Genomic DNA, 22,053 nt, shown 5'->3' on the forward strand with positions numbered 1-22,053 from the left:
CCCCGGCGAGACCGCCGCCAGCGCGCAGGTGCGGCGCGACTGAACCTGCGCTTTTCTACCTCATTGCGAGGCTTTGTTAGTCGCTGGCGACGGTGAAGTGCGGGGATGCCTGGCCCCTTGCGCCGCCGCCGCCAGCGCGCAGGCCACCGGAGGGAAGCCCGCGCTATCTCACCTAGCTTGGTGCCGCACCGGGGTTCATATAGACACCGCGATAGTCGATGATGCCCGCGCCGAAATCGATCCGCGCCTTCGTCTCGATCGCGTCCACCTCGAACCCGACGCGGGTGTCGATAAAAACGTTGTCGCCCTGCCCGCGCAGAGTGGCATATTCGATGACGGGGGCGACAGCCGGATCGGCAAACAGATACCAGCGGTAATCGTTGATCTCATGATCGACGACCAACTCCAGCTTGCCAGCAAAAGCGTTGACGTCCCCCGCCTTGGCTGCCGCGATCGTGGCGAGCAACTGTTCAGCGGCGGTTTCCGACTTCGGCCCCACCACCAGCGTTTTCGGTGTCAGGCCGAGCTTGGTGATACCATCACGATCCGTTTGCCGTCGCATCGCCTGGCGGGCCGCATCGAGGCCGGTGGCCGACAGAAAGCTTCCGGAGCTTGCAAGGTTGCCGCGGCTTGCATGAAAGAGGGGCACGCCATCGGCCAGCGCCGGCCAAGTCATAAGCACGGCCGACAGTGTGTCAGCACGCTTGCGACCCGCCTCGCGTGCAAACCAACCTCCAATGTCGGAGAACGCACCCAGATTGTCGTTGATGAGCAATTGCCGCGTAAGAGCGAGGATCTTCCCGAATGTCGCGATGCGATAGCTCTCCGACCCCTCGATCAAGCGGCCGTAGGTATATTCGCCGTTCTCGGCGACGAGCTCGTACTGCACGGCCCCATCGACCCAAAGCGCCTTAATCTCGCGGAAGTCTGATACTTCGCGAGCGCGGGCGACGCTCAGGAGCGGGGAAGGCGCGGCTCTGTATTGCTCGGTAAGATACTGATTGAGCGCACCCGCCAGAATGATGGGGAAATCGCTCGTTGTCAGCGCCCCGCCGCGCTGGCTCATCATCTGCCAGATGCGAGAGGACGATTCGAAGCGGAGATTGCGACGCCCCTGCATTTCAAGCGTGGCTTTAGCCAGGTCGAGCATGCTCGCGCCCATGAACTCGCGAGCATCATCGTTCGGCGCCTTCCCGGCAATCCGCGCGTAGAGTGCGTTCTGCATCCGTGTCGCGACCGGATGCTGGCTACCGCCGCGCGCGTCGGAATAGCCGGACATCGACGTGATAGAGTTGTCCAGGTGTGGAGCGGATCGCGAAGCTGCATAGCGCGCGGCCGATTCGGAGTTGCGGCTCCAATCGTTATTCGATCCCTGCCGACTGCGCGGGTGCCACCCTCCTTCCCCGGTCGAAAGCTCTTGATTGCGGCGACCGACGCGGTCGATCATCGCCTCAAGAAATTCGCTGCGGCTGTGCGGCTCGCTGGTGAATTGCTCGATCAGGTCGAGCGTATCCGCATCGTCCAGATCGAGATTGCGGCACTTCTCCCGCACAAAACGGGCAGTGACCACCGCCGCGTCGTCGGCGGCGCTTGCATTCCGAATTTCCGGCACATTCCGTCCTTTCGATCTAATACCGGCACCGGGATCAGCTGGCACCGCAACAAGGGAAATTTCGACTGGCTCCCAGTCGACGGCGCGCATCTCGGCACGCTGGCCGGCACGTTCGATGCGCTCAAAAACGTAGACGTGGTAACCGACGGAGACCTTCCTCAGGTGTCCGTCCTTGATCTTGGCGACAACGTCACGAACGTCGTCGCTGGATGCGAGCTGGACCCGCGCATAGCCTGACCCGCCTTCCAGCCGGATCGAGTTCGGCACGACCGAACCGATCACTGCATTGATGTCTCGGTCATTATGGCTGTTCAGGAACGGAGCGCGATCGTTCAGCCGGTCGAGCCTGACTGCGCCCGGCTCAACGCTAAGCGTTTCGTCATAGTATTCGCCATCACACCAGTCGAAGCGAAGCACCGCCGCGCCGGTAGTCCAGCATATCTCAAAGCTGTTGTCCGCCGCGTTGAAGCTTGAAGGCGCAACTTGAGCCGTTCGAAACTGGCGGTGGTCCTGCGGGGGCGTGAAGCGTTTGCTCGACATGCCTTATTGCTGGCACAGTCTATTTGCGCCGTCTCTGGACACGGACGGGCGCAAGTGGACGTGTCAGGTCAGTGACGGGCAATCGGGTCAGATGGCACCTGCATTTCGGCCCCAATCTGGACAAGTTGCTCGAATGTATAGCGAACCCTGCCGCCAGGCGTGCGGCAGAACGGCACTTTGCCGCCCTGCCGCCAGCGCCTCAGGGTCCGAGCATGCACGCGCAGCTGCTGCGCTGCTTGCTCCTCACTCCAAACATCATCGTGATTCATCGATCATCGCCCCATTGCGACCAAAACCGAAAGAACAAGAACAAGGGTGCAAAAAATGGCGGAAATTCGCGCGTTCTGCGCCTTCGGCTCCCGTATAGGGCAAATGCCCCGGAAGGACCCATCGGCCTCTCATTGCACGACCCGAAGGCCATCGCCGCCGCTCCATTCCCTTGCGGTGTCCGCCAGCAGGCCGTTGAGGATGGCGAGGCGTTCGCTGGCATCATACCCTTGCTCAATCACGGTCGTTAGCGCCGTGGCGAGCGCGCCAATGACCGCTGGCGTCTTGAACCCAGCGCCTTCCAATAGCTCGATCGCTGCCACCGCACCGCCTGCGGTCTGCGCTTGCAATTTGACGAAGTCGCGCTGTTCCTGGGTAAGTGTTGTCATCTGATGATCCTCCTCTAGGTTGAAGTTCAGGACGCGGCGTTCCCCGCGCCATAGCCATTAGCTGCTTGCATCAAGCGCCATTCGTCCAGCGCGCCGGTCGTGGCACACGGGCAACCTCCGACGTTGATAGTGGGGATGCGTCGCTGGCGATGCAGGTGAGTGATATGCTTAGCGGTGACGCCGAGATACTCGGCGATCGCCTTTGCGCCGCGTAACAACACGGGTATTTCCGGTGGCGTCATGCGGATGATCCTCATGCTGGATTAGTTGGCGAGCGTGGCCGCAGTGTCGATCCGCTCCAGATCGCGGCGAACCTGCAGCAGCAGCTCAAGCGCGCTATCGACGCGCTGGATGTGCTGACGAACTGCCATCCCCGCCTCGCCTTCCCGCCGCACTCGGCTGATGTTTGACAGGTCAGCGCGGCCGTCAATGCAATCGGCAAAAGCGAGGTCCTGAAACCACCGCCCATTACTATGCACGCGCTCGTGGCCGATCGCCCGCATGCAGATTGCCAGAACCCGAGGGCTGATCACCGGCTCGCGCGCTTGCTCGGACCACGCGCAATAGGCCGCATGGACATCGGCGGACCTGGTGCGCGTGCCTGGCGCCCGTGACAGGACGTCCTCATAGAACCGGGCCACCGGCCCGATCATTGGCGGAAAGGCCGCGCCTTCCGGCCGGAAGCTACTTTGGAACACTTCGAACTCCTTTCTTGAGTGCTGCGAGCATGTCGAAAGCTGCTGTTTTTGCTTACTTATTTTCGAATGATCAGAATGATCCGGAAGGGTGGAAGGATAATTAGGGGTAATCATCGGGCGCACGCCTGCGCGCCCGCGCCCGCATACGTGAGGGGGTAGGCCGAAATGCTATTCCACCCCCTTCCAAGCCTAGGAAATCTGCGAGTTTCCGCCTTCCGATCGCCCTTCCGGATGGAACCCCCTCGCCTTCCGCCCCTTGCGGGGGTCCGGGGGGCGGATCGCAATGCGTTTTCCGGTGAGGCGCTAAGCCATTGACCCTGTTCAGTGTGGTTTTCCGGTCGAACTGGCGAGAAATCGCAGAAATCAGCCAAACGCAGTTTACGGCCCGTCAACCGGGTATGGGTATCAGGACCTCATCGCAGCAAAGGGGCCGACAGCGGTGATCGACAATCTGGTGCTCGGCCTGACCCATGGCCTGCTGCTGCTGACGGCATGGCGGCTGATCAACCGGCCCGAGCTCGACGACGAGCGCGCGGTGCCCGCCGGCGACGACGAACCCAAGCCGAAATGGGGCCGCAAGCGTGCGTGACCTCGCCTTTATCGGTTTTCTGGCGGCGATCTTCGCGCTCGGCTTTCGGCGGCCGTTCCTGTTCGTACTCGCCTATGTCTATATCGACGTCGTCTCGCCGCAGCGGATGAGCTATTTCCTGCTCAACGCCTTTCCGATCTCGGCGATGGCGGTGGGGTTCGCGGTGCTCAGCTGGGCGGCGATGGACGACAAGCGCGACGTGCGCGTGGCGCCGCGGCAGGGGCTGATGCTGGCGCTGCTGATCTGGTGCTGGATCACCACGATGCGCGCCGATTTCCCGATCGACGCGGCGTTCAAATGGGACTGGGTGTGGAAGGCGCTGGCGTTCGCGATCTTCCTGCCGCTGACCTTGCGAACGCGGCTGCGGATCGAGGCGCTGCTGCTGTTCATGCTGCTGGCGGTGGCGACGATCATCATTTCGGGCGGGCTCAAGACGGCGCTCGGCGGCGGCGGCTATGGCCAGCTGAAGCTGATCGTCGACAATAATTCGGGGCTGTTCGAGGGCAGCATCATCTCGACCGTCGCGATCTGCATCATCCCGCTGATCCTGTGGTTCGTGAAGTTCGGCACGATCTTTCCGCCCGACTGGCGCGTGAAGCTGTTCGGCGCGGGGCTGATCTTCGCCTGCCTGCTGATGCCGGTGGGGACGCAGGCGCGCACGGGCCTCGTCTGCGCGGCGCTGCTCGCCTTGCTGATGCTGCGCGACGTCAAGCGGCGCATGGTTTATATCGCCTGCGCTGGCGTGGTCGGGCTGCTGGCGATCCCGTTCCTGCCGGCAAGCTTCACCGCGCGGATGGGGACGATCGGCAGCTATCAGGCCGACGCTTCCGCCTCGACTCGAATCGAGGTTTGGAAATGGACCTGGCAGTACGTCAAGGACCATCCGCTCGGCGGCGGGTTCGAGGCCTATCGCCAGAACCAGATCAAGTACGACAAGATCGAGGTGGTCGGCGAGGGTACCAACCAGACGATCGTCCGCACGCCCGAAATCGACAAGGCGCGCGCCTATCACTCGGCTTATTTCGAGATGCTGGGCGAGCAGGGCTGGCCGGGCTTCATCCTGTGGGCGCTGATCCATGTCGCGGGCATCTTCCGCATGGAAGTGCTGCGCCGCCGCTACTGGAAGGCACTGCCCGAGCAGGCGTGGGTTTCGCCGCTGGCGACCGCGCTCCAGCATTCGCACATCATTTATCTGTTCGGCTCGACCTTTGTCGGGATCGCGCTCAATCCGTTCTGCTACATGCTGGTCGGCGCGCAGATCGGGCTCGACACCTATCTCGGCCGCAAACGCGCCGAGGAAGGGTTGAAGCCGATGCGACCCGCGCAGGGTCCAGCACCGGTGGCGGCGTAACGCATGGCCGGATTGTTCCTCGTCCGCAGCGACGACATGAGGTTCGCCTCCGCGGCGATGACGGCGGCGCGCGGGGCGTTCGCAGCGCAGGGCTTTCCCGAGCCGGTGCGGCACGAGCTGCCCGGCTGGACGCTGCTGTGGTTCTCGCACATTATCGGCGGGCCGGCCGGCTGGCTCGATCGGGGCGATGCACAGGCGGCGGTGGCAGGCACGCTGACGGTCGATGGCAGACTGGGGCGCGAGGCACTGGCGGCGCTGCTGACGATGGACCCGCTCAAGCTCGACTGGACGCGGATCGGCGGACAGTTCGCGGCGCTGGTGCGGCGCGCGGGGCGAACCTTTCTGTTCGGTGACTATTTCTCGGCCTTCCAGCTGTTCGGCGATACCGGCGGGCGGGTCTTCTCGACCTCGTTGCTCGCTGCGACGGCGGCGCTGCCGAAGCTCAGCTTCGATCCGCAAGGGGTGTACGAACTCGCCTTCAACGTCATGCCGATCGGCGACGATACCGTGTTCGCCGAGCTCAAGACGCTGTCGCCATTCGCGGTGGCCGAGCTGACCGAGAGCGGGGTCGTGCGGCACGCCGTCGCCAAGCCGCTGCCCGATGCGCCGAGCGGCCTGCCCTTTGCCGAGCGGATCGAGCGGGCGCATGCACGGCTGGCGGCGGCGGTCGGCGCGCATGCCGGCAGCTTCGACGGCGAGATTTGCTGCCCGCTCTCGGGCGGGCTCGATTCGCGGCTGGTGCTCGCGGCGTTGCGCGAGCAGGGGGTGCGGCCGCACGTCTATGTCTATGGCAATCCGGGCGACCCGGATGTCGACATCGCCATCGGCATCGGCGCTGCGCTCGGCTTCCCGGTCGAATGGTTCGACAAGGACGAGGCGCAGGTGGCGCCCGACGCGTTCCCGGAGCTGGTGTCGCGCAATTTCCACCAGTTCGACGGGCTGCCGACGTTCGGCAACATCTTCGACAATGGCAGCCACGCCGCAGGGCAGCTGCGGCGCCATGCCGGCGGGGCGATGGCGGTGTCGGGCGGGTGCGGCGAGATCTACCGCAACTTCTTCTACCTGCCCGACGGCCGCTTCACCGCCGCCGACATCGCCGCGACCTTCTTCGCCCGCTTCGATGCGAGCGATGCCACCGCCGAGTTCGATGCGCGGACCTTCATGGCCGGCGTCACCGCCAAGATCCGCGCGGCGATCGAGCCACCCGCCGCGACCGGCCCGCTCGGCCGGTCACGGGTCGAGCAAATCTATCCGCGCATCCGCTGCCGGGCGCTGTTCGGGCGCGAGATCAGCCTCGAGGCACGGTTCAGCCCCTATCTCATGCCGTTCCTCGACCATCAGGTAGTGGGGGAGGCGATGACCTTGCCGCTCGGGCTCAAAAATGCCGGGCGGTTCGAGGCGGTATTGCTCAACGCGATCGACCCCGAGCTCGCCCGCCAGCCCTCGGCTTATGGCCATGACTTTGCCGGGCCGCCCAATCTGCACCACCGTTTTGGCGAGTGGCAGAGCCGCATCCGCCCGGTGTGGCTGCGGCGGCGGACCTATGCCCTGCGCCGCCGCTTCGGCACGATGGGCGACGAGCATGGCGGACTGCTGACGCCGGACTATATGAACCGCGTGATCGACCCGGACTTCCCGATCATGCGGCGCTTTTTCGCGGTCGACCGGATCGCGGACTATGGGCTGTGGCGGCGGATCGCGAACCTCGAATATCTCGCCGCCAGCCTCGGGTCGAAGCTCGCTTAGGCGTCGAACAGCCCCTCCTGCGCGCCGGCGGGCGGATTGAGGCCGAGATGCTTCCATCCCGCGGCGTTGAGGCAGCGGCCGCGCGCGGTGCGGGCGATCAGGCCGATCTGGATGAGGTACGGCTCGATCACCTCCTCGATCGTGTCGCGCGGTTCGGAGAGGCCCGCGGCGAGCGTCTCCACCCCGACCGGGCCGCCGCGATAGATGTCGGCGATCATCATCAGATAGCGCCGGTCCATCGCGTCGAGGCCGAGCGCATCGACCTCGAGCCGGGTCAGCGCCGCGTCGGCGGCCCTGGCGTGGACCGTGGTCTCGCCGAGTACATTGGCGAAGTCGCGCACGCGGCGCAGCAGGCGGCCGGCGATGCGCGGGGTACCGCGCGAGCGGCGGGCGATCTCCTCGGCGCCGTCAGGGGCGATGTGCAGGTCGAGCAGCGAGGCGGCGCGGGTGACGACGCGGGTCAGTTCCTCGACCGTGTAGAATTGCAGCCGCACGGGGATACCGAACCGATCGCGCAGCGGCGTGGTGAGCAGGCCCTGGCGGGTGGTGGCGCCGACCAAAGTGAAGCGCGGCAGGTCGATGCGGACGCTGCGCGCCGACGGCCCCTCGCCGATCATCAAATCCAGCGCGCGGTCCTCCATCGCGGGGTAGAGCACTTCCTCGACCGCGGGGGCGAGGCGGTGGATCTCGTCGATGAAGAGGACGTCGCCATCCTCGAGATTGGTGAGCAAGGCGGCGAGGTCGCCCGACTTGGCGATCACCGGGCCGGAGGTCGCGCGAAACCCCACCCCCATCTCGCGCGCGACGATCTGCGCGAGCGTGGTCTTGCCGAGCCCGGGCGGGCCGAAGAAGAGGACGTGATCGAGCGCATCGCCGCGCTGTCTGGCGGCGTCGATGAACACGCGCAGATTCTCGCGCGCGGCGCGCTGGCCGACGAACTCGTCGAGCGACTTGGGGCGCAGCGCGGCGTCGACGTCTTCCGGGCGGCGTGCGGCGGCGAGGATGCGGTCGTCGGTCATGGGCGATGCTTTCGAGCGGTCCGCGTCAGTATCATGCCCTTCGCCTGCGGCTGGGTGGATTCTGAAACAAGTTCAGCATGACGGCAGGAAATGGGGCGGGCGGTGAGATTCATTTCGCCGCCTTCCGCAGCGCCAGCCTCACCAGCGCGTCGAGCGTTGCCCCCGGACCCAGTTCGTCGTTCGCGGCGTTCACCGCCGCGCTCGCTTCGGCTGGCTTGAAGCCAAGGTTCATCAGCGCCGAGACCGCGTCGTTCGCCGCGCCGCTCGCGGGCACCGCCGCCGCGCCGCCGCCGCCGAGCGCGATGCCACCGGCCTTGTCCTTGAGTTCGTTGACGATGCGCTGCGCCAGTTTCGGGCCGACGCCGTTGGCGCGGGCGATCATCGCGGCGTCGGCGCGGGCGACGGCGGTCTGCACCTCGGCGGGCGAGAGGATCGAGAGGATCGCCAGCGCGACCTTGGCCCCCACACCCTGCACGCCGGTCAGCAGCTTGAACCAGTCGCGTTCCTCGGCCGAGGCGAAGCCCATCAGGCGGATCGAATCCTCGCTCACCAGCATCTCGGTATGCACGGTGACGAACTCGCCCAGCGCGCCCAGCGCTGTCAGCGTCTTCGCCGACGCGCCGACCAGATAGCCGACGCCGTTCACGTCGATGACAGCATGGTCGATGCCGGTCGCGGCGAGGTGGCCGTTCAAATGCGCGATCATGGAACGATACTAGAACATCCGCCGCGCGCTTGCCAAGTGATGCGCGTGGCAGATCGCGACCGCGAGCGCATCGGCGGCATCGGGGCCGTCGATCTTTGCGCCGGGGAGCAGGCGGGTGACCATCGCATGGACCTGCGCCTTTTCGGCATTGCCGGTGCCGACCACCGATTTCTTGACCAGCCGCGCGGCATATTCGCCGACGTCCAGACCCGCCCGGGCGGCGGCACAGATCACCACGCCGCGCGCCTGGCCGAGCTTGAGCGTCGATTGCGGGTTGGCGTTGACGAACACCTCCTCAACCGCGGCGGCATCGGGCGCGTGGTCGGTGATCAGCGCGGCGAGCATCGCATCGAGATGCGCGAGCCGGCGCGGCAGCGGCGCGGCGCTGTCGGTCTTGAGCCGGCCGTTGGCGAGATGGCTCAGGCGATTGCCCTCGGCGCGGATCAGCCCCCAGCCGGTGGTGCCGAGACCCGGGTCGAGGCCGAGGATGATCAACGCGAACGCCGGCTCGAGGAGGACAGGCCCTCCCCCAACCCCTCCCGCAAGCGGGAGGGGAGATATTGGAATCCCTCCCGCAAGCGGGAGGGGAACTGGCTCAACCCAGCTTCTCCATCACCGCGTCGGACACTTCGTAATTGCCCCATACGGTCTGGACATCGTCGTCGTCGTCCAGCGCGTCGATCAGCTTGAAAAGGGTCGCGGCGTCGTTTTCGTCGACCTCGACCATCGTCTGCGGGCGCCAGGCGAGCTTCGCGCCCTCGGCCTCGCCGAGCACGGCTTCCAATGCCTTGGCGACTTCGTGCAGGTCGCCGTTCGAGGTCCAGATCTCGTGGCCGTCCTCGCTCGACGTCACATCCTCGGCACCAGCGTCGAGTGCGGCTTCGAACACCTTTTCGGCGTCGCCGGCGCTGGCGGGATAGGTGATCAGGCCCATCCGGTCGAAGGCATGGCTGACCGAGCCCGACGCGCCGAGATTGCCGCCATTCTTGGACACGGCGGTGCGCACGTTGGTGGCGGTGCGGTTGCGGTTGTCTGACAGCGCCTCGATGATCAGGCTGACCCCGCCGGGGCCGAAGCCCTCATAGCGGATTTCCTCGTAATTCTCGCCGTCGCCCTTGCTCGCCTTGTCGATCGCCCGCTGGATATTGTCCTTGGGCATCGACTGCGCCTTGGCGGCGTTGACCGCGGCGCGCAGGCGCGGGTTCATGTCGGGGTCGGGCAGCCCCATCTTGGCCGCGACGGTGATTTCGCGGCTGAGCTTCGAAAACATGCCCGAGCGCTTCTTATCCTGCGCGCCCTTGCGGTGCATGATGTTCTTGAATTTGGAATGGCCTGCCATGGATTGTCTCGATCGAGTTGCGTGGCGGCGTCTCTAGGCCAGAGGCGCCGCCCGACGCAACGGGTCAGGCCATCCCCAGCGCAGCGCGATAGGTTTCGAGCAGCGCGTCCTGCTCGTCGAGCTGGTGCTTCTCCATCTTCCGCAGGCGGATGATGGTGCGCATGATCTTGGCGTCGAACCCGGTCGCCTTGGCCTCGCCATAGACGTCCTTGATGTCGTCACTGATGCCCTTCTTTTCCTCTTCCAGCCGCTCGATCCGCTCGATCAGAAGGCGCAGCTGCTCGGCCGAAATCGAGTCGCTCATGTCTTGCTCCAGAATGGTGAATGGGCGCGTGTAGCGGCTGCGAACCGGGGCGCAAGAGTGGCGGCGCAACACGGCTGTGGATAGCGGCTGTGCGGCGGGATAGACTGGGCAAAACGAGGGAGGATGCGATGCCGCGCGATTGGCTGTTGCTGGCGCCATTGGCGCGCGGGGGCGATGCGGCGCTGCTCGCGGCGCGGCTGGTGGTGGGCGCGTTCCTGATCTGGGGCGTGTGGGACAATCTCGTCAGCGCCGCACGGATGGCCGAGTTCACCGGCTTCCTCGCCGCGCATGGCTTTGCGATGCCGGCGGCGATGGCGCGGCTGTCGGTCTATGCGCAGTTTCTGGTGGGCGTGGCGCTGATCGCAGGGTTCGCAACGCGCTGGGCGGGGCTGGTGTGCGCGTTCAACTTCATCGTCGCGCTGTGGATGGTCGATGCGCCGCTCGGCATCCGTCCGGCCTTTCCGGCGACGGCATTGGTGCTGTTCGGGCTGATCTTCGCGACGATCGGCGCGGGGCGGCTGTCTATCGATTCGCTGCTGGCGAGAAGGCCATCCGCATGAAGGATGGCGCGAGTGACGGGGCTCGAACCCGCGACCTCCGGCGTGACAGGCCGGCGCTCTAACCAACTGAGCTACACCCGCAGTTCCTTGCGAGAGCGCGGCACCTAGACTCGCCGCCCTACCCTGTCAACTGCCGGTTTCGCGATCCTGCAGCGGCCGGACGGGCGGCGGCGTGCCGCCTGCGACCAGCGTGCCGTGCTCGAACAGGAAGCCCGCGATATCGGGCTTGCCGGCGGCGTTGAGCACGGTCTGGATGATGATCAGCAGCGGCACCGCGAGCAGCGCGCCCGGCGTGCCCCACACCCAGCCCCAGAAGCTCAACGACACGAGGATCAGGATCGGGTTGATCGTCAGGCGGCGGCCGACGACGAGCGGCGTGATCAGATTCGCCTCGATCAGATGCATGCCCCCCATGATCGCCGCGGGCAGCAGGGCGGTCCAGATGTCCTGATAGGTCATCATGCCGCCGACCGCGAGCAGCACGGCGGCGAAGATCGGGCCGAGATAGGGGATGTAGTTGAGCAAGGCGACGATGCCGCCCCACATCAGCGGAGTCGGCATCTCGATCAGCCACAACGCGCCGGCGACCAGCAATCCCAGCGTCACGTTGATGATCGTGATCGTGCCGAGATAGGCCGAGGTGTCGTCGACCACGTCCTGGATCACCCGCGCGGTCGCCATCGCCCCGCCGAAGCTGGTGCGGCTGGTGATCGCTTTGCGCCGCAGCCGCGTCCAGCCCGAGAGGAAGAAGAAGATCACCAGCACCGCGAACAGCATCTCGATGATCGCGGTCGGCGCCGAGGTCGCGGCGAATTCGAGGATAGAGCGCGGCGGCGATTCGGCGGCGGTCTGCGACGGGCGGATCGGGCGCGACTGGGCAAGCTCCTGAATCGTGCGGTTCACGAACTTCTCGAAGTTCGAATAGAAGTCGATCAGCGGCTTCAAATTGTCCTGGATGTTGTCGATCCGCTCCGGGATGATGCTGAGCCAGCCCCAGGCCGGCACCACGATCGAGGCGAGCGCGGCGTTGGCCGCGACCAGGAACAGCAGCACGCACAGCAGGGAGGCGAGCGGCGCGGGCACGCGGTGCCGCTCGAGCCATTCGAGCACGGGCACCAGCGCGATCGCGATGACGATCGCGGCGGTCAGCGGCAGGAAGAAGGGCGAGCCTTCGCGCAGTGCGAAGGGCAAGGCGAGGACCAGGCCGATGCCGATCATCAGGGTGAGGCCGGCAAGCAGGCGGTCGCGACGATTCTCGGCCTCGCTGTCGTGCGGCACGGGCGTGACCATTGGCGCCGCACGCGGCGACGGGTGCGACACCGCGCCCTCCTGCCCGTCCTCCCTGTCGCCCAAATTGTCCACCTGCCCGCCTTTCATCCGATTCTAGCGTGATTTGCGCGACTTGTAAGCGAGCTTTTGCGGGGGCGCTCCACCAGCGTATCCGTGCCACCCGAAAAGGGGTAAGCTACCCAAATGGGTGATGCTCTGCTGGTCATCGACGAAGGCACGACCTCGACCCGCGCGATGCTGTTCGCGCCCGGTGGCCGCTGCCTCGACTGGCAGGCGGAAGAACTGACCCAGCATTATCCGCAGGCCGGCTGGGTCGAGCATGATGCGACGGAGATCTGGACCAAATCCGCACGCTGCGCGCTGGCGATGGTCGATGCGGCCGGCGGGGCCGAGCGGATCGCGGCGATCGGGATCACCAACCAGCGCGAGACCATCGTCTTCTGGGACAAGACCACCGGCGCGCCGCTGGCGCCTGCGATCGTGTGGCAGGACCGGCGCAGCGCCGCGATCTGCCGCGAGCTCAAGGACCGCGGCGAGGAGCCGGGGGTGCAGGCACGCACCGGGCTGCTGCTCGATCCCTATTTCAGCGGAACCAAGATCGCCTGGGCGATGGCCAACTTTCCGCAGCTGCGCGAGGCGGGAAACCGGCTGGCGATCGGCACGGTCGAGAGCTGGCTGGTGTGGAAGCTCACCGCCAATCAGACCGGCGGCGGGCTGCACATCACCGACGCCACCAATGCGTCGCGCACGCTGTTGATGGGACTGGGCAGCGGCGGCTGGAGCGACGGGCTGATCGACCTGTTCGATGCCCCGCGCGAGGCGCTGCCCGAGATCGTCGATTGTGCGGGACGGTTCGGCGAGACGACGTTGTTCGGCGGGCGCATCCCGGTGTGTGGTCTCGCCGGCGACCAGCAGGCGGCGACGATCGGCCAGGCTTGCCTGGCGAAGGGGGAGACCAAGGCGACCTTTGGCACTGGCGCATTCGTGCTGACCAATGCCGGCACCTCGCCACCCTCGTCGAAGCATCGCCTGCTCTCGACCGTGCTGTGGCAGTTCGGTGGGCGCCGCAGCTATGCGATCGAGGGGTCGGTGTTCGTCGCGGGGAGCGTGGTCAAATGGCTGCGCGATTCGCTCGGGCTGATCGGCAGCGCGGACGAGACCGAGGCGCTGGCGCGGTCGGTCGCCGACAATGGCGGCGTCTATTTCGTGCCGGCGCTGACCGGCCTCGGTGCGCCGTGGTGGGAACCGGAAGCGCGCGGCGCGATCAGCGGATTGAGCCTCGCCAGCACCCGCGCGCATGTCGTTCGCGCCGCGCTGGAGGCAATGGCGCACCAGAGCCACGACTTGAAGACCGCCTTCGCGGCCGACGGCGCCGACTGGTCGCGGCTGCGCATCGACGGCGGGATGGTCGCGAACGGCTGGATCGCACAGGATCTCGCCGACATGCTCGCGATCCCGGTCGAACGGCCGGCCTTCACCGAGACGACGGCGCTGGGTGCGGCGATGCTGGCGGGGGTCGGGTGCGGGATGTTCGCCGGGCTGGACGAGGGTGCGGCGGCGATGCGCGGCGAGGTGGAGGTCTTCGAGCCGCGGCTGGAGGCTGGCGTGCGGGATGCGCGGTTGGCGGGGTGGCAGGCGGCGGTGCGGGCGGTGATCGGCTAGGGTCTGAACTCAATTGGCGCGACGGCCGGGATCGCTTGGAGACGGGCGCTGGCAAGGAAGCTCGCGCAGCACGGGCTGGTGGCCCGTGCAAGCGAGTTGACGCAGTCCAGCGTTCGTCTCCGGGCGACCGCATAGCGGCGGGCGGATTTTGGCGCAGGGCTGCGTTGCTCGTCGGTCACGATGCGCCGCATCGCTCCCTCCTCGCGCCTTGCCCTGCACCAAAATCCGCTCCGTCACGGCCATCGCGCCAATTGAGTTCAGACCCTAAGCCGCCGCCTCATCCACGAACAGCCCGCGCAACTCGGTCTTCAAGATCTTCCCGTTCGCGTTTCTCGGCAGCGTCGCCGTCACGAAGCGGATCGCCACCGGGACCTTGAAGCCCGCCAGCCGCTCGCGCACCCAGGCTTGCAGTTCGGCCTCGCTCGCCGCCATCCCCGGCGCGAGGTGGACGACCGCGGCGGGTTCCTCGCCGAGTTGCTTGTGCGGGATGCCGATCAGCGCGGCGTCAGTCACCGCGGGGTGGGCGTAGAGCACGTCCTCGACCTCGGAAGAGTAGATGTTCTCGCCGCCGCGAATGATCATGTCCTTGGCGCGGTCGACGATGAACAGAAAACCTTCCTCGTCGAGGCGGGCGAGGTCGCCGGTGCGGACCCAGCCGTCGCGGAAACAGTCGGCGGTCGCTTCGGGCTTGTTCCAATAGCCCTTCACGATCATCGGGCCTTTCGCCCAGAGTTCGCCGACCTCGCCGACGGGCAGCTCGGTGGCACCGTCCACGTCCATGATCTTGAGCTCGGCCACCGGCACCGGCGGGCCGGCGCTGGTCGGGCGGTTGAGATAATCCTCGCCCATATGCTGGGTGACGGTCGCCATCGTCTCGGTCATGCCCCAGCCGCTGCCGGGCAGCGCGCCGAATTCGGTGAAGATGCGCTTGACCAGCTCGGGCGCGGCGGGCGCGCCGCCATAGGAAATCGCCTCGAGGCTGGAGAGGTCATAGTTGGCGCGCTCGGGATGTTCGAGCAATTGCCAGGCGATGGTCGGCACGCCGCCGGTGATGTTGACCCTCTCGCGCTCGATGATCGCCATCGCCGCCACCGGGTCCCATTTGCGCATGAAGATCGTGGTGTGGCCGGCCGCGACCGCACCCATCAGGCTCGCGGAACAGGCGGTGACATGGAACAGCGGGATGACGAGCAGGCCGGTCTTGGGCGTGGGCTCGGGCGGCATCTCGCCGCGGCGCAGATAGGGCCGCGCGCCGCAATAGCCGCTCGACAGGATGTTGGTGGCGAGGTTGCGGTGCGTGCCGAGCGCGCCTTTGGGATGGCCGGTGGTGCCGCTGGTGTAGAAGATCGTCGCATCGTCCTCGGGCGCGAGGTCCGGGTCGGCAGGGAACGCGATATCGGGCAGCGACGCCCAGTCGCCGGGCTTGCCGACAATGTCCTCCAGCCGGCCGGTGCCTTCGGGCAGTTCGCCCTGACAACGGCTGACGACGACGCGGTCGAGATCGGGGAGGTCGGCGAGCCGCGATTGCAGCCGGTCGTAACGCTCGCCGTCGAGGAACAGCACACGCGTCCCCGAATCGCGCAGGGCGTAATCGAGCTCGCCGCCGGTCCACCAGGCGTTGAGCGGCACCAGGATCGCGCCGATGCTGACGGCGGCGAAAAAGATTACCGGCCATTCGGGCAGGTTGCGCATCGCCAGCGCGACGCGGTCGCCCTTGCGCACGCCCATCTCGCGCAGCGTCGCGGCGAGGTGCGCGGTCGCGCGGAAATTCGCCTCGAAGCTGACGCGTTCGTCCTCATGGATCGTGAAGATGCGGCCGCCATGCGCGCGCGACGCCTGGATCAGCAGCGCGAGGTTGGCGGGCGCGTGTTTCCACACCCGCGTCGGCACGCCGCGGATGGTCAGCTCGTCCATCTCGAACTTCTGACCCGGCGCGGTGAGCAGCGCGCCGGCTTGCGCCAGCGACATCTTCGGCCAGGCCGGGTCGAGCGGGATGATCGGGTCGGCGGCCAAGCGGGTCTCTCCGTATCACTTGTTGAATATCGGGTTTGGCCTGTCCGCCGTGCCGAATTGCAGATCATTCTTGATTCATCTGCGCGGGAACGCAATAGGGAAGCGACTCTCCCGGGCAGCGCGTCCGAACATGGATTCGAATGACAGGTATGGACTCGGCTCACTTCGCTCCGACGACCGGTCTCGGCTTCGATCCGCGCCGGCTGGCCGCGATCGATTCGTTCGTGAAAGCGCGCTATCTCGATAGCGGCAAGCTGCCCCATGCCCAATTGCTGATCGCGCGCGACGGCCACATCGCGCATTTCAGCCATCAGGGTCCGGCGCGCGAGGGTGGCGCGCCGATCGACGAGCGCTCGATCTTCCGCATCGCATCGATGACCAAGCCGGTCACCTCGATCGCGTTCATGCAGCTGGTCGAGGAAGGCCGCGTCGCGCTCGACACGCCGGTCCACCACATCCTGCCCGAGTTCGCGAAGGCCGGCGTCTATGCCGGGGGCGGCGCGGGCGTGCCGTTCATGCACAGACCGCTGGCCGAGCCGATGCGCATGATCGATCTGCTGCGGCACACTTCGGGCCTGACCTACAGCTTCCAGCAGCGTTCCAACATCGACGCCGCGCATCGCGAGGGGCGGATCGAGGCGTGGCACGGCAATCTCGATCTCGATGGGCTGGTTGCGGCGTTGGGCAAGCTGCCGCTCGAATTCGCGCCGGGCGAGGCGTGGAATTATTCGGTGTCGACCGACATGCTCGGCGCGGTGGTCGAGCGCGTGACCGGCATGCCGCTCGACCGCGTATTCGAGGAGCGCGTGTTCGGCCCGCTCGGCATGGCCGACACCGGCTTCTGGGTGCCCGAGGACCAGATCGATCGCCTGACCGACTGCTACACCATGGCGCAGGGCAAGCGCGTGATGCACGACGAAGGCGCCAAGTCGGCCTGGAGCAAGCGCCCCACGCAATTGTCGGGGGGCGGCGGGCTGGTCTCGACCGCGCTCGACTATCATCGCTTCTGCACGATGCTGCTGAACGGCGGCACGCTGGACGGGCAGCGGATCATCGGGCGCAAGACGCTCGAACTGATGACGCAGAACCATCTGCCGGGCGGCGGCGATCTGGCATCGATGTCGCGCTCCCTGTTCAGCGAGACGACCAATGCCGGCACCGGCTTCGGGCTCGGCTTCGCGGTGACGATCGACCCGGCGAAGTCGCTGATCCCGGGCTCGAAGGGCGAATTTTACTGGGGCGGGATGTTCTCGACCGCCTTCTTCGTCGATCCGGTCGAGCGGGTGACGATGGTGTTCATGACCCAGCTCTCACCTTCGGGACTATACCCGATCAGGCGCGAGCTCAAGACGATGATCTATTCGGCGCTGGCCTGACCCCGCGCCATTCAAACTGGAGGGTTTAATGTCCGTCATCACCACCGAGAAGCAGGGCGATATCCTCGTCATCACCTCGAACAACCCGCCGGTGAACGCGCTCGGTGCGGCGGTGCGGCAGGGACTCGCGGCGGCGATCGAGGAGTTGAATGGCGATGACAGCCTGAAGGCGGCGGTGATCCGCTGCGACGGGCGCACCTTCTTCGCGGGCGCCGACATCACCGAATTCGGCAAGCCGATGCAGGAGCCGAGCTTGCCGGTGCTGGTCGACCAGATCGAGGCGAGTGGCAAGCCGGTCGTCGCGGCGGTGCACGGCACCGCGCTCGGCGGCGGGTGCGAGGTCGCGCTGGCATGCCATTACCGCATCGCCGTGCCCTCGGCCAAGTTCGGGCTGCCCGAGGTCAAGCTCGGCATCCTGCCCGGCGCGGGCGGCACGCAGCGGCTGCCGCGCGTGGCGGGGGTCAAGGCGGCGCTGGAGATGGCGACCAAGGGCGATCCGATTTCGGCCAAGGCCGCCCAGCCCGCGGGGCTGGTCGACCGGCTGGCGGGCGAGGACAGCCTGGCCGCCGACGCGATCGCCTATGCCACCGAGGTCGCCGGCGCACGCCCCCTGCCCCGCGCGAGCGAAAAGCCGGTGGTGGTCGAGGACGGCGTGTTCGACGCGTTCCGCAAGGAGAATGCCAAGAAATTCCGCGGCTTCGATGCACCGGCCGAGATCATCGACGTGATCGAGCAGACCGCTTCGCTGCCCTATGCCGAAGGGGCGCAGCGCGAGCGCGCGGGCTTCATGAAGCTGATCATGGGCACGCAGTCGGCGGCGATGCGCCACATCTTCTTTGCCGAGCGCAAGGCGGCGAAGATCGACGACGTGCCCGAGGACACGAAGCTGCGCCCGATCGCGCGGGTCGGCGTGATCGGCGCCGGCACGATGGGCGGCGGCATCAGCATGAACTTCCTATCGGCGGGCATCCCCGTGACGATCGTCGAGATGCAGCAGGAAGCGCTCGACCGCGGCACCGGCACCATCCGCAAGAATTACGAAGCGACCGCCGCCAAGGGCCGCATGACCGCCGAACAGGTCGAAGGCGCGATGGGGTTGCTCAAGCCGACGCTGAACTTCGACGATCTCGCCGAATGCGACCTGATCATCGAGGCGGTCTATGAGAATATGGACGTCAAGAAGGAGATTTTCGGCAAGCTCGACAAGATCGCCAAGCCGGGCGCGATCCTGGCGTCGAACACCAGCTATCTGAACGTCGACGAGATCGCGGCGGCGACCTCGCGGCCGCAGGACGTGCTGGGCATGCACTTCTTCTCGCCCGCCAACATCATGAAGCTGCTCGAAATCGTGCGCGGCGCGAAGACCGCGCCCGACGTGCTGGCGACGGCGATGGACGTCGCCAAGAAGATCAAGAAAGTCGCCGTGGTCGCGGGCGTGTGCTTCGGCTTCATCGGCAACCGCATGCTGATCCCGCGCCAGACCGAGGCGAACGCGCTGCTGATGGAAGGCGCGACGCCGCAGCAGGTCGACAAGGTCCATGTCGAGTTCGGCATGCCGATGGGCCCGTTCCAGATGGCTGACCTCGCCGGCGTCGATATCGGCTGGCACCGCGACCCGACGCGTATCGAGAATCTGCGCGACGCGCTCGCAGCCGAAGAGCGCTGGGGGCAGAAGAAGGGCGCGGGCTTCTATGACTATGACGAGAAGCGCAATCCGTCGCCCTCGCCGCGCGTCGCCGAGCTGATCGAGGAATGGCGCGGCAAGACCGGCACAGCGCAGCATGAGGTGACCGACCAGGAGATCGTCGAGCGCACGCTCTACACGATGGTCAACGAGGGCGCGAAGATCCTCGAGGAAGGCATGGCACAGCGTGCGTCGGACATCGATGTCGTGTGGATCTATGGCTATGGCTGGCCGGTCTATCGCGGCGGACCGATGTTCTGGGCGGACACCGTCGGGCTGAAGACCATCGTCGCGGGGCTGGAGAAGCACGGCTTCGATGTGTCGAAGCTGTTGCGCGAGAAAGCCGAGAGCGGCGGGCGCTTCAATGGCTGAGCTTGCCGCCCCGGATGTGCTTCGGGCGACCGATGCATTGGCCGGGGCGGGCGCGCTCGACATCGCCGCGGCAATCGCGCGCGGCGAGACCAGCGCGCGTGAGCAATGCAGCCAGGCGATCGCGCGGATCGAGGCGCTCGACGGGCCGGTCAACGCGGTGGTGGTGCGCGACTTCGAGCGGGCGCTGGAAGCCGCTGATCGCGCCGATCAGGCGGTCGCGCGCGGCGAGCGCCGCCCGCTGCTCGGCGTGCCGATGACGGTCAAGGAGGCCTTCGACGTCGCCGGGCTGCCCACGAGCTGGGGGCTGGAAGAGGGCCGCGGCTGTATCGCGGACAGCGACGCGGTGGCGGTGCAGCGGCTAAAGGCGGCGGGCGCGGTGATCCTCGGCAAGACCAATGTCGCGCCGGGGCTCGGCGACTGGCAGTCGGACAATGCCGTCTATGGGCGCACCGCCAATCCGTGGGATTTGAGCCGCACGCCCGGCGGGTCATCTGGCGGATCGGCGGCGGCGCTGGCGGCGAACATGGTGCCGCTCGAGATCGGCTCCGACATCGGCGGCTCGATCCGCGTGCCGTCGAGCTTTTGCGGGGTGTGGGGGCACAAGCCGAGCTACGGCATCGTCGATGTCTATGGGCACCGCTACCCGGGCAGCGACGGCGCGCCGCAGCCATTGGGCGTGGTCGGGCCGATGGCGCGCAACGCCGCCGACCTCGCCGCCGCGCTCGACGTGATCATAGACGCGCCGCTCGACCGGCCGGGACCGCTTGACCCCGGCAGCAAGCAGTTGCTGCTGCTCGACGCGCATCCTTGCGCGCCGCTCGACCCCGAAATCCGCGCGGCGCTCGATCGCGCCGAACGCGCCGCCCTGGCGCAGGGCATGGATGTCGTGCGGTCGAGCGAGTTGCTGCCCGATCTCCACGCCCAGCACCGCGCCTTTTGCAAGATGCTGGCGATCACCTTCGCGCGCGGTGCGCCCGCGCCCGATGGCCGCGCCGCGAGCCTCGCCGACTGGTTCGAGCTGCTCGACGCGCAGGCGCGCAACCGCCGCATGTGGAGCCGGCTGTTCGACTCTTTCGACGCGGTGCTCATGCCCGCCAATGTCGTCCCCGCCTTTCCGCACCGCGACGATCCCTATGATGCGCGCCGGATGACCGTGGCCGGGCAGGACGTGCCCTATGACACGCAGCTGGTGTGGGCCGGCGTCGCCACCTGGCCCGGCCTCCCCGCCACGACCTTCCCGGCTGCGACCACCGCCGACGGCCTGCCGATCGGCCTTCAGGTGATGACCGATTTCCGCGACGACCACCGCGCAATTCTCATCGCCGACCTGCTTCACGGAGCCTTGCCATGAGCGATCTCGACAATTTCCGCGCCGAAACCCGCGCCTGGCTGGAGGCGAACGTGCCCCCATCGATGCGCGAGCCGGTGCGCGGCGATGCCGACGTCAATTGGGGCGGCCGCAGCGCCGATTACGGCAAGAATCCCGACCAGAAGCTGTACATGGACCGCATGGCGGCGCGCGGCTGGACGGTGCCGGACTGGCCGACGGCCTATGGCGGCGGCGGGCTGTCGCCGGAGCAGTCGAAGATCCTGCGCGAGGAGATGCAGCGCATCCGCGCGCGCAATCCGCTCTCCAGCTTCGGCATCTCGATGCTCGGCCCGGCGCTGCTCAAATATGGCAGTGAGGCCCAGAAGCTCGAGCATCTGCCCAGGATCGCGCGCGGCGAGATCCGCTGGTGCCAAGGCTATTCCGAACCCAATGCCGGCAGCGACCTCGCCAGCCTCGCCACCAGCGCCGAGGATGCGGGCGATCATTATGTCGTCAGCGGGCAGAAGGTATGGACCAGCTATGCCGACAAGGCCGACTGGATCTTCTGCCTCGTCCGCACGTCGAAGGAGAGCAAGCAGGGCGGGATCAGCTTCGTGCTGTTCGACATGGAAAGCCCGGGCGTTTCGACCAAACCGATCCTGCTGATCAGCGGCTATTCGCCATTCTGCGAGACCTTTTTCGACAATGTGAAGGTGCCCAAGGCCAATCGAATCCATGACGAGAACAAGGGCTGGGACGTCGCCAAATATCTGCTCGGCCACGAACGCGAGATGATCAGCGCGATGGGTCTCGGCCTGTCGAGCGAGGGCACGCTGGTCGAGATCGCGGTCGAGCGCATGGGGCTGGACGCGAACGGCCGGCTCGCCGATCCATTGCTGCGCGGCCAGATCGCGCTGCACGAAGTGCGCGCGCGGGCGTTCAAGGCGATGTCGGAACGCTTTCTCGACGAGTTGAAGGCGGGCCGCGCGCATCCCGCCCAGCCCTCGATGATGAAATATTACGGGACCGAACTGAACAAGTCGCGGCACGAGCTGGAGATGGCGGCCGGAGGCTCCGACACGCTCGAATGGGAGAGCGAGCGCTCGGTGAACGGCGCCGCGCCGCGCGCCTGGCTGCGTACCAAGGCCAATTCTATCGAGGGCGGGACCAGCGAAGTGCAGCTCAACATCATCGCCAAGCGCATCCTTGAGTTGCCGGGAGCCTGAC

The 22,053-nt window shown here is 66.7% G+C and carries 21 protein-coding genes and 1 tRNA gene; 9 read left to right on the top strand and 13 right to left on the bottom strand.

From position 1 onward, the window contains the following. Nucleotides 1-172: 172 nt before the first annotated feature. The 5 genes from M9978_RS09465 to M9978_RS09480 form a co-directional block, all read right to left on the bottom strand. Nucleotides 173-2,152: a prohead protease/major capsid protein fusion protein gene (locus M9978_RS09465; protein WP_254292784.1), complete on the bottom strand. Its 1,980-nt coding sequence runs from the start codon at nt 2,150-2,152 to the stop codon at nt 173-175. Between the two features lie 68 nt (nt 2,153-2,220). Beyond that, complete coding sequence (locus M9978_RS23315) at nt 2,221-2,421, bottom strand: helix-turn-helix domain-containing protein (RefSeq protein ID WP_367305067.1); 201 nt, start codon at nt 2,419-2,421, stop codon at nt 2,221-2,223. Between the two features lie 129 nt (nt 2,422-2,550). Further along, nucleotides 2,551-2,808: a hypothetical protein gene (locus M9978_RS09470; RefSeq protein ID WP_254292785.1), complete on the bottom strand. Its 258-nt coding sequence runs from the start codon at nt 2,806-2,808 to the stop codon at nt 2,551-2,553. A gap of 26 nt (nt 2,809-2,834) precedes the next feature. After that, nucleotides 2,835-3,065 (bottom strand): hypothetical protein, encoded by a 231-nt coding sequence (locus tag M9978_RS09475; protein ID WP_254292786.1) that lies wholly within the window; start codon nt 3,063-3,065, stop codon nt 2,835-2,837. A 6-nt stretch (nt 3,066-3,071) separates the two neighbouring features. Next, the gene (locus M9978_RS09480; RefSeq protein ID WP_254292787.1) at nt 3,072-3,620 is read right to left on the bottom strand and encodes a hypothetical protein; all 549 of its coding nucleotides are present in this window, start codon (nt 3,618-3,620) and stop codon (nt 3,072-3,074) included. A 325-nt stretch (nt 3,621-3,945) separates the two neighbouring features. Here M9978_RS09480 and M9978_RS09485 point away from each other — a divergent pair, with 325 nt between their 5' ends. Genes M9978_RS09485 through M9978_RS09495 form a run of 3 tightly spaced genes read left to right on the top strand, consistent with a single transcriptional unit; the run spans nt 3,946 to nt 7,192 of the window. Further along, nucleotides 3,946-4,095, top strand: coding sequence for a hypothetical protein (locus M9978_RS09485; RefSeq protein ID WP_254292788.1), 150 nt, complete (start codon nt 3,946-3,948; stop codon nt 4,093-4,095). Continuing rightward, the gene (locus tag M9978_RS09490) at nt 4,088-5,446 is read left to right on the top strand and encodes a DUF5935 domain-containing protein (protein WP_254292789.1); all 1,359 of its coding nucleotides are present in this window, start codon (nt 4,088-4,090) and stop codon (nt 5,444-5,446) included. Before M9978_RS09485 ends, M9978_RS09490 begins: the two co-directional genes overlap by 8 nt. Before the next feature lie 3 nt (nt 5,447-5,449). After that, nucleotides 5,450-7,192 carry an asparagine synthase-related protein gene (locus tag M9978_RS09495; protein WP_254292790.1) on the top strand — a complete coding sequence of 581 codons (1,743 nt, stop codon included), beginning with the start codon at nt 5,450-5,452 and terminating at the stop codon, nt 7,190-7,192. Here M9978_RS09495 and ruvB read toward each other — a convergent pair. The 5 genes from ruvB to M9978_RS09520 form a co-directional block, all read right to left on the bottom strand. Further along, nucleotides 7,189-8,211 (bottom strand): Holliday junction branch migration DNA helicase RuvB, encoded by a 1,023-nt coding sequence (gene ruvB / locus M9978_RS09500; RefSeq protein WP_254292791.1) that lies wholly within the window; start codon nt 8,209-8,211, stop codon nt 7,189-7,191. The two genes, M9978_RS09495 and ruvB, sit on opposite strands and share 4 nt — an antisense overlap. A gap of 109 nt (nt 8,212-8,320) precedes the next feature. Continuing rightward, complete coding sequence (gene ruvA, locus M9978_RS09505; RefSeq protein WP_254292792.1) at nt 8,321-8,917, bottom strand: Holliday junction branch migration protein RuvA; 597 nt, start codon at nt 8,915-8,917, stop codon at nt 8,321-8,323. A 9-nt stretch (nt 8,918-8,926) separates the two neighbouring features. Continuing rightward, nucleotides 8,927-9,412, bottom strand: a complete 486-nt coding sequence (ruvC, locus tag M9978_RS09510) for a crossover junction endodeoxyribonuclease RuvC (protein ID WP_254292793.1) — start codon at nt 9,410-9,412, stop codon at nt 8,927-8,929. Between the two features lie 100 nt (nt 9,413-9,512). Beyond that, nucleotides 9,513-10,256 carry a YebC/PmpR family DNA-binding transcriptional regulator gene (locus M9978_RS09515; protein WP_254292794.1) on the bottom strand — a complete coding sequence of 248 codons (744 nt, stop codon included), beginning with the start codon at nt 10,254-10,256 and terminating at the stop codon, nt 9,513-9,515. Between the two features lie 64 nt (nt 10,257-10,320). Further along, nucleotides 10,321-10,560: a DUF2312 domain-containing protein gene (locus tag M9978_RS09520; protein ID WP_254292795.1), complete on the bottom strand. Its 240-nt coding sequence runs from the start codon at nt 10,558-10,560 to the stop codon at nt 10,321-10,323. A gap of 128 nt (nt 10,561-10,688) precedes the next feature. Between M9978_RS09520 and M9978_RS09525 the strand changes: the two genes are divergently transcribed. Then, complete coding sequence (locus M9978_RS09525; RefSeq protein ID WP_254292796.1) at nt 10,689-11,120, top strand: DoxX family protein; 432 nt, start codon at nt 10,689-10,691, stop codon at nt 11,118-11,120. Between the two features lie 4 nt (nt 11,121-11,124). Here the strand turns inward: M9978_RS09525 and M9978_RS09530 are convergent. Beyond that, nucleotides 11,125-11,201, bottom strand: a tRNA-Asp gene (locus M9978_RS09530). Nucleotides 11,202-11,246: 45 nt separating this feature from the next. Then, nucleotides 11,247-12,497, bottom strand: coding sequence for an AI-2E family transporter (locus M9978_RS09535; RefSeq protein ID WP_436977178.1), 1,251 nt, complete (start codon nt 12,495-12,497; stop codon nt 11,247-11,249). A 96-nt stretch (nt 12,498-12,593) separates the two neighbouring features. Here M9978_RS09535 and M9978_RS09540 point away from each other — a divergent pair, with 96 nt between their 5' ends. Next, nucleotides 12,594-14,072: an FGGY family carbohydrate kinase gene (locus M9978_RS09540; RefSeq protein WP_254292797.1), complete on the top strand. Its 1,479-nt coding sequence runs from the start codon at nt 12,594-12,596 to the stop codon at nt 14,070-14,072. Between the two features lie 264 nt (nt 14,073-14,336). Here the strand turns inward: M9978_RS09540 and M9978_RS09545 are convergent, their stop codons facing one another. Continuing rightward, on the bottom strand, nt 14,337-16,040 hold the full coding sequence (locus M9978_RS09545; protein WP_254292980.1) for a class I adenylate-forming enzyme family protein: 1,704 nt from the start codon (nt 16,038-16,040) through the stop codon (nt 14,337-14,339). Nucleotides 16,041-16,234: 194 nt separating this feature from the next. Between M9978_RS09545 and M9978_RS09550 the strand changes: the two genes are divergently transcribed. From M9978_RS09550 to M9978_RS09565, 4 genes are read left to right on the top strand one after another with little or no spacing between them, the layout of a single operon-like run. Continuing rightward, nucleotides 16,235-17,461 (top strand): serine hydrolase domain-containing protein, encoded by a 1,227-nt coding sequence (locus tag M9978_RS09550; RefSeq protein ID WP_254292981.1) that lies wholly within the window; start codon nt 16,235-16,237, stop codon nt 17,459-17,461. Between the two features lie 28 nt (nt 17,462-17,489). Further along, nucleotides 17,490-19,517 (top strand): 3-hydroxyacyl-CoA dehydrogenase NAD-binding domain-containing protein, encoded by a 2,028-nt coding sequence (locus tag M9978_RS09555; RefSeq protein ID WP_254292798.1) that lies wholly within the window; start codon nt 17,490-17,492, stop codon nt 19,515-19,517. Continuing rightward, nucleotides 19,510-20,868 carry an amidase family protein gene (locus tag M9978_RS09560; protein ID WP_254292799.1) on the top strand — a complete coding sequence of 453 codons (1,359 nt, stop codon included), beginning with the start codon at nt 19,510-19,512 and terminating at the stop codon, nt 20,866-20,868. The genes M9978_RS09555 and M9978_RS09560 overlap by 8 nt, the downstream gene beginning before the upstream one ends. Beyond that, nucleotides 20,865-22,052, top strand: a complete 1,188-nt coding sequence (locus M9978_RS09565; protein ID WP_254292800.1) for an acyl-CoA dehydrogenase family protein — start codon at nt 20,865-20,867, stop codon at nt 22,050-22,052. The genes M9978_RS09560 and M9978_RS09565 overlap by 4 nt, the downstream gene beginning before the upstream one ends. Nucleotide 22,053 lies beyond the last annotated feature (1 nt).

Origin of the sequence: Sphingomonas tagetis, assembly GCF_024211275.1 — a bacterium.
Taxonomy (GTDB): Bacteria; Pseudomonadota; Alphaproteobacteria; order Sphingomonadales; family Sphingomonadaceae; genus Sphingomonas; species Sphingomonas tagetis.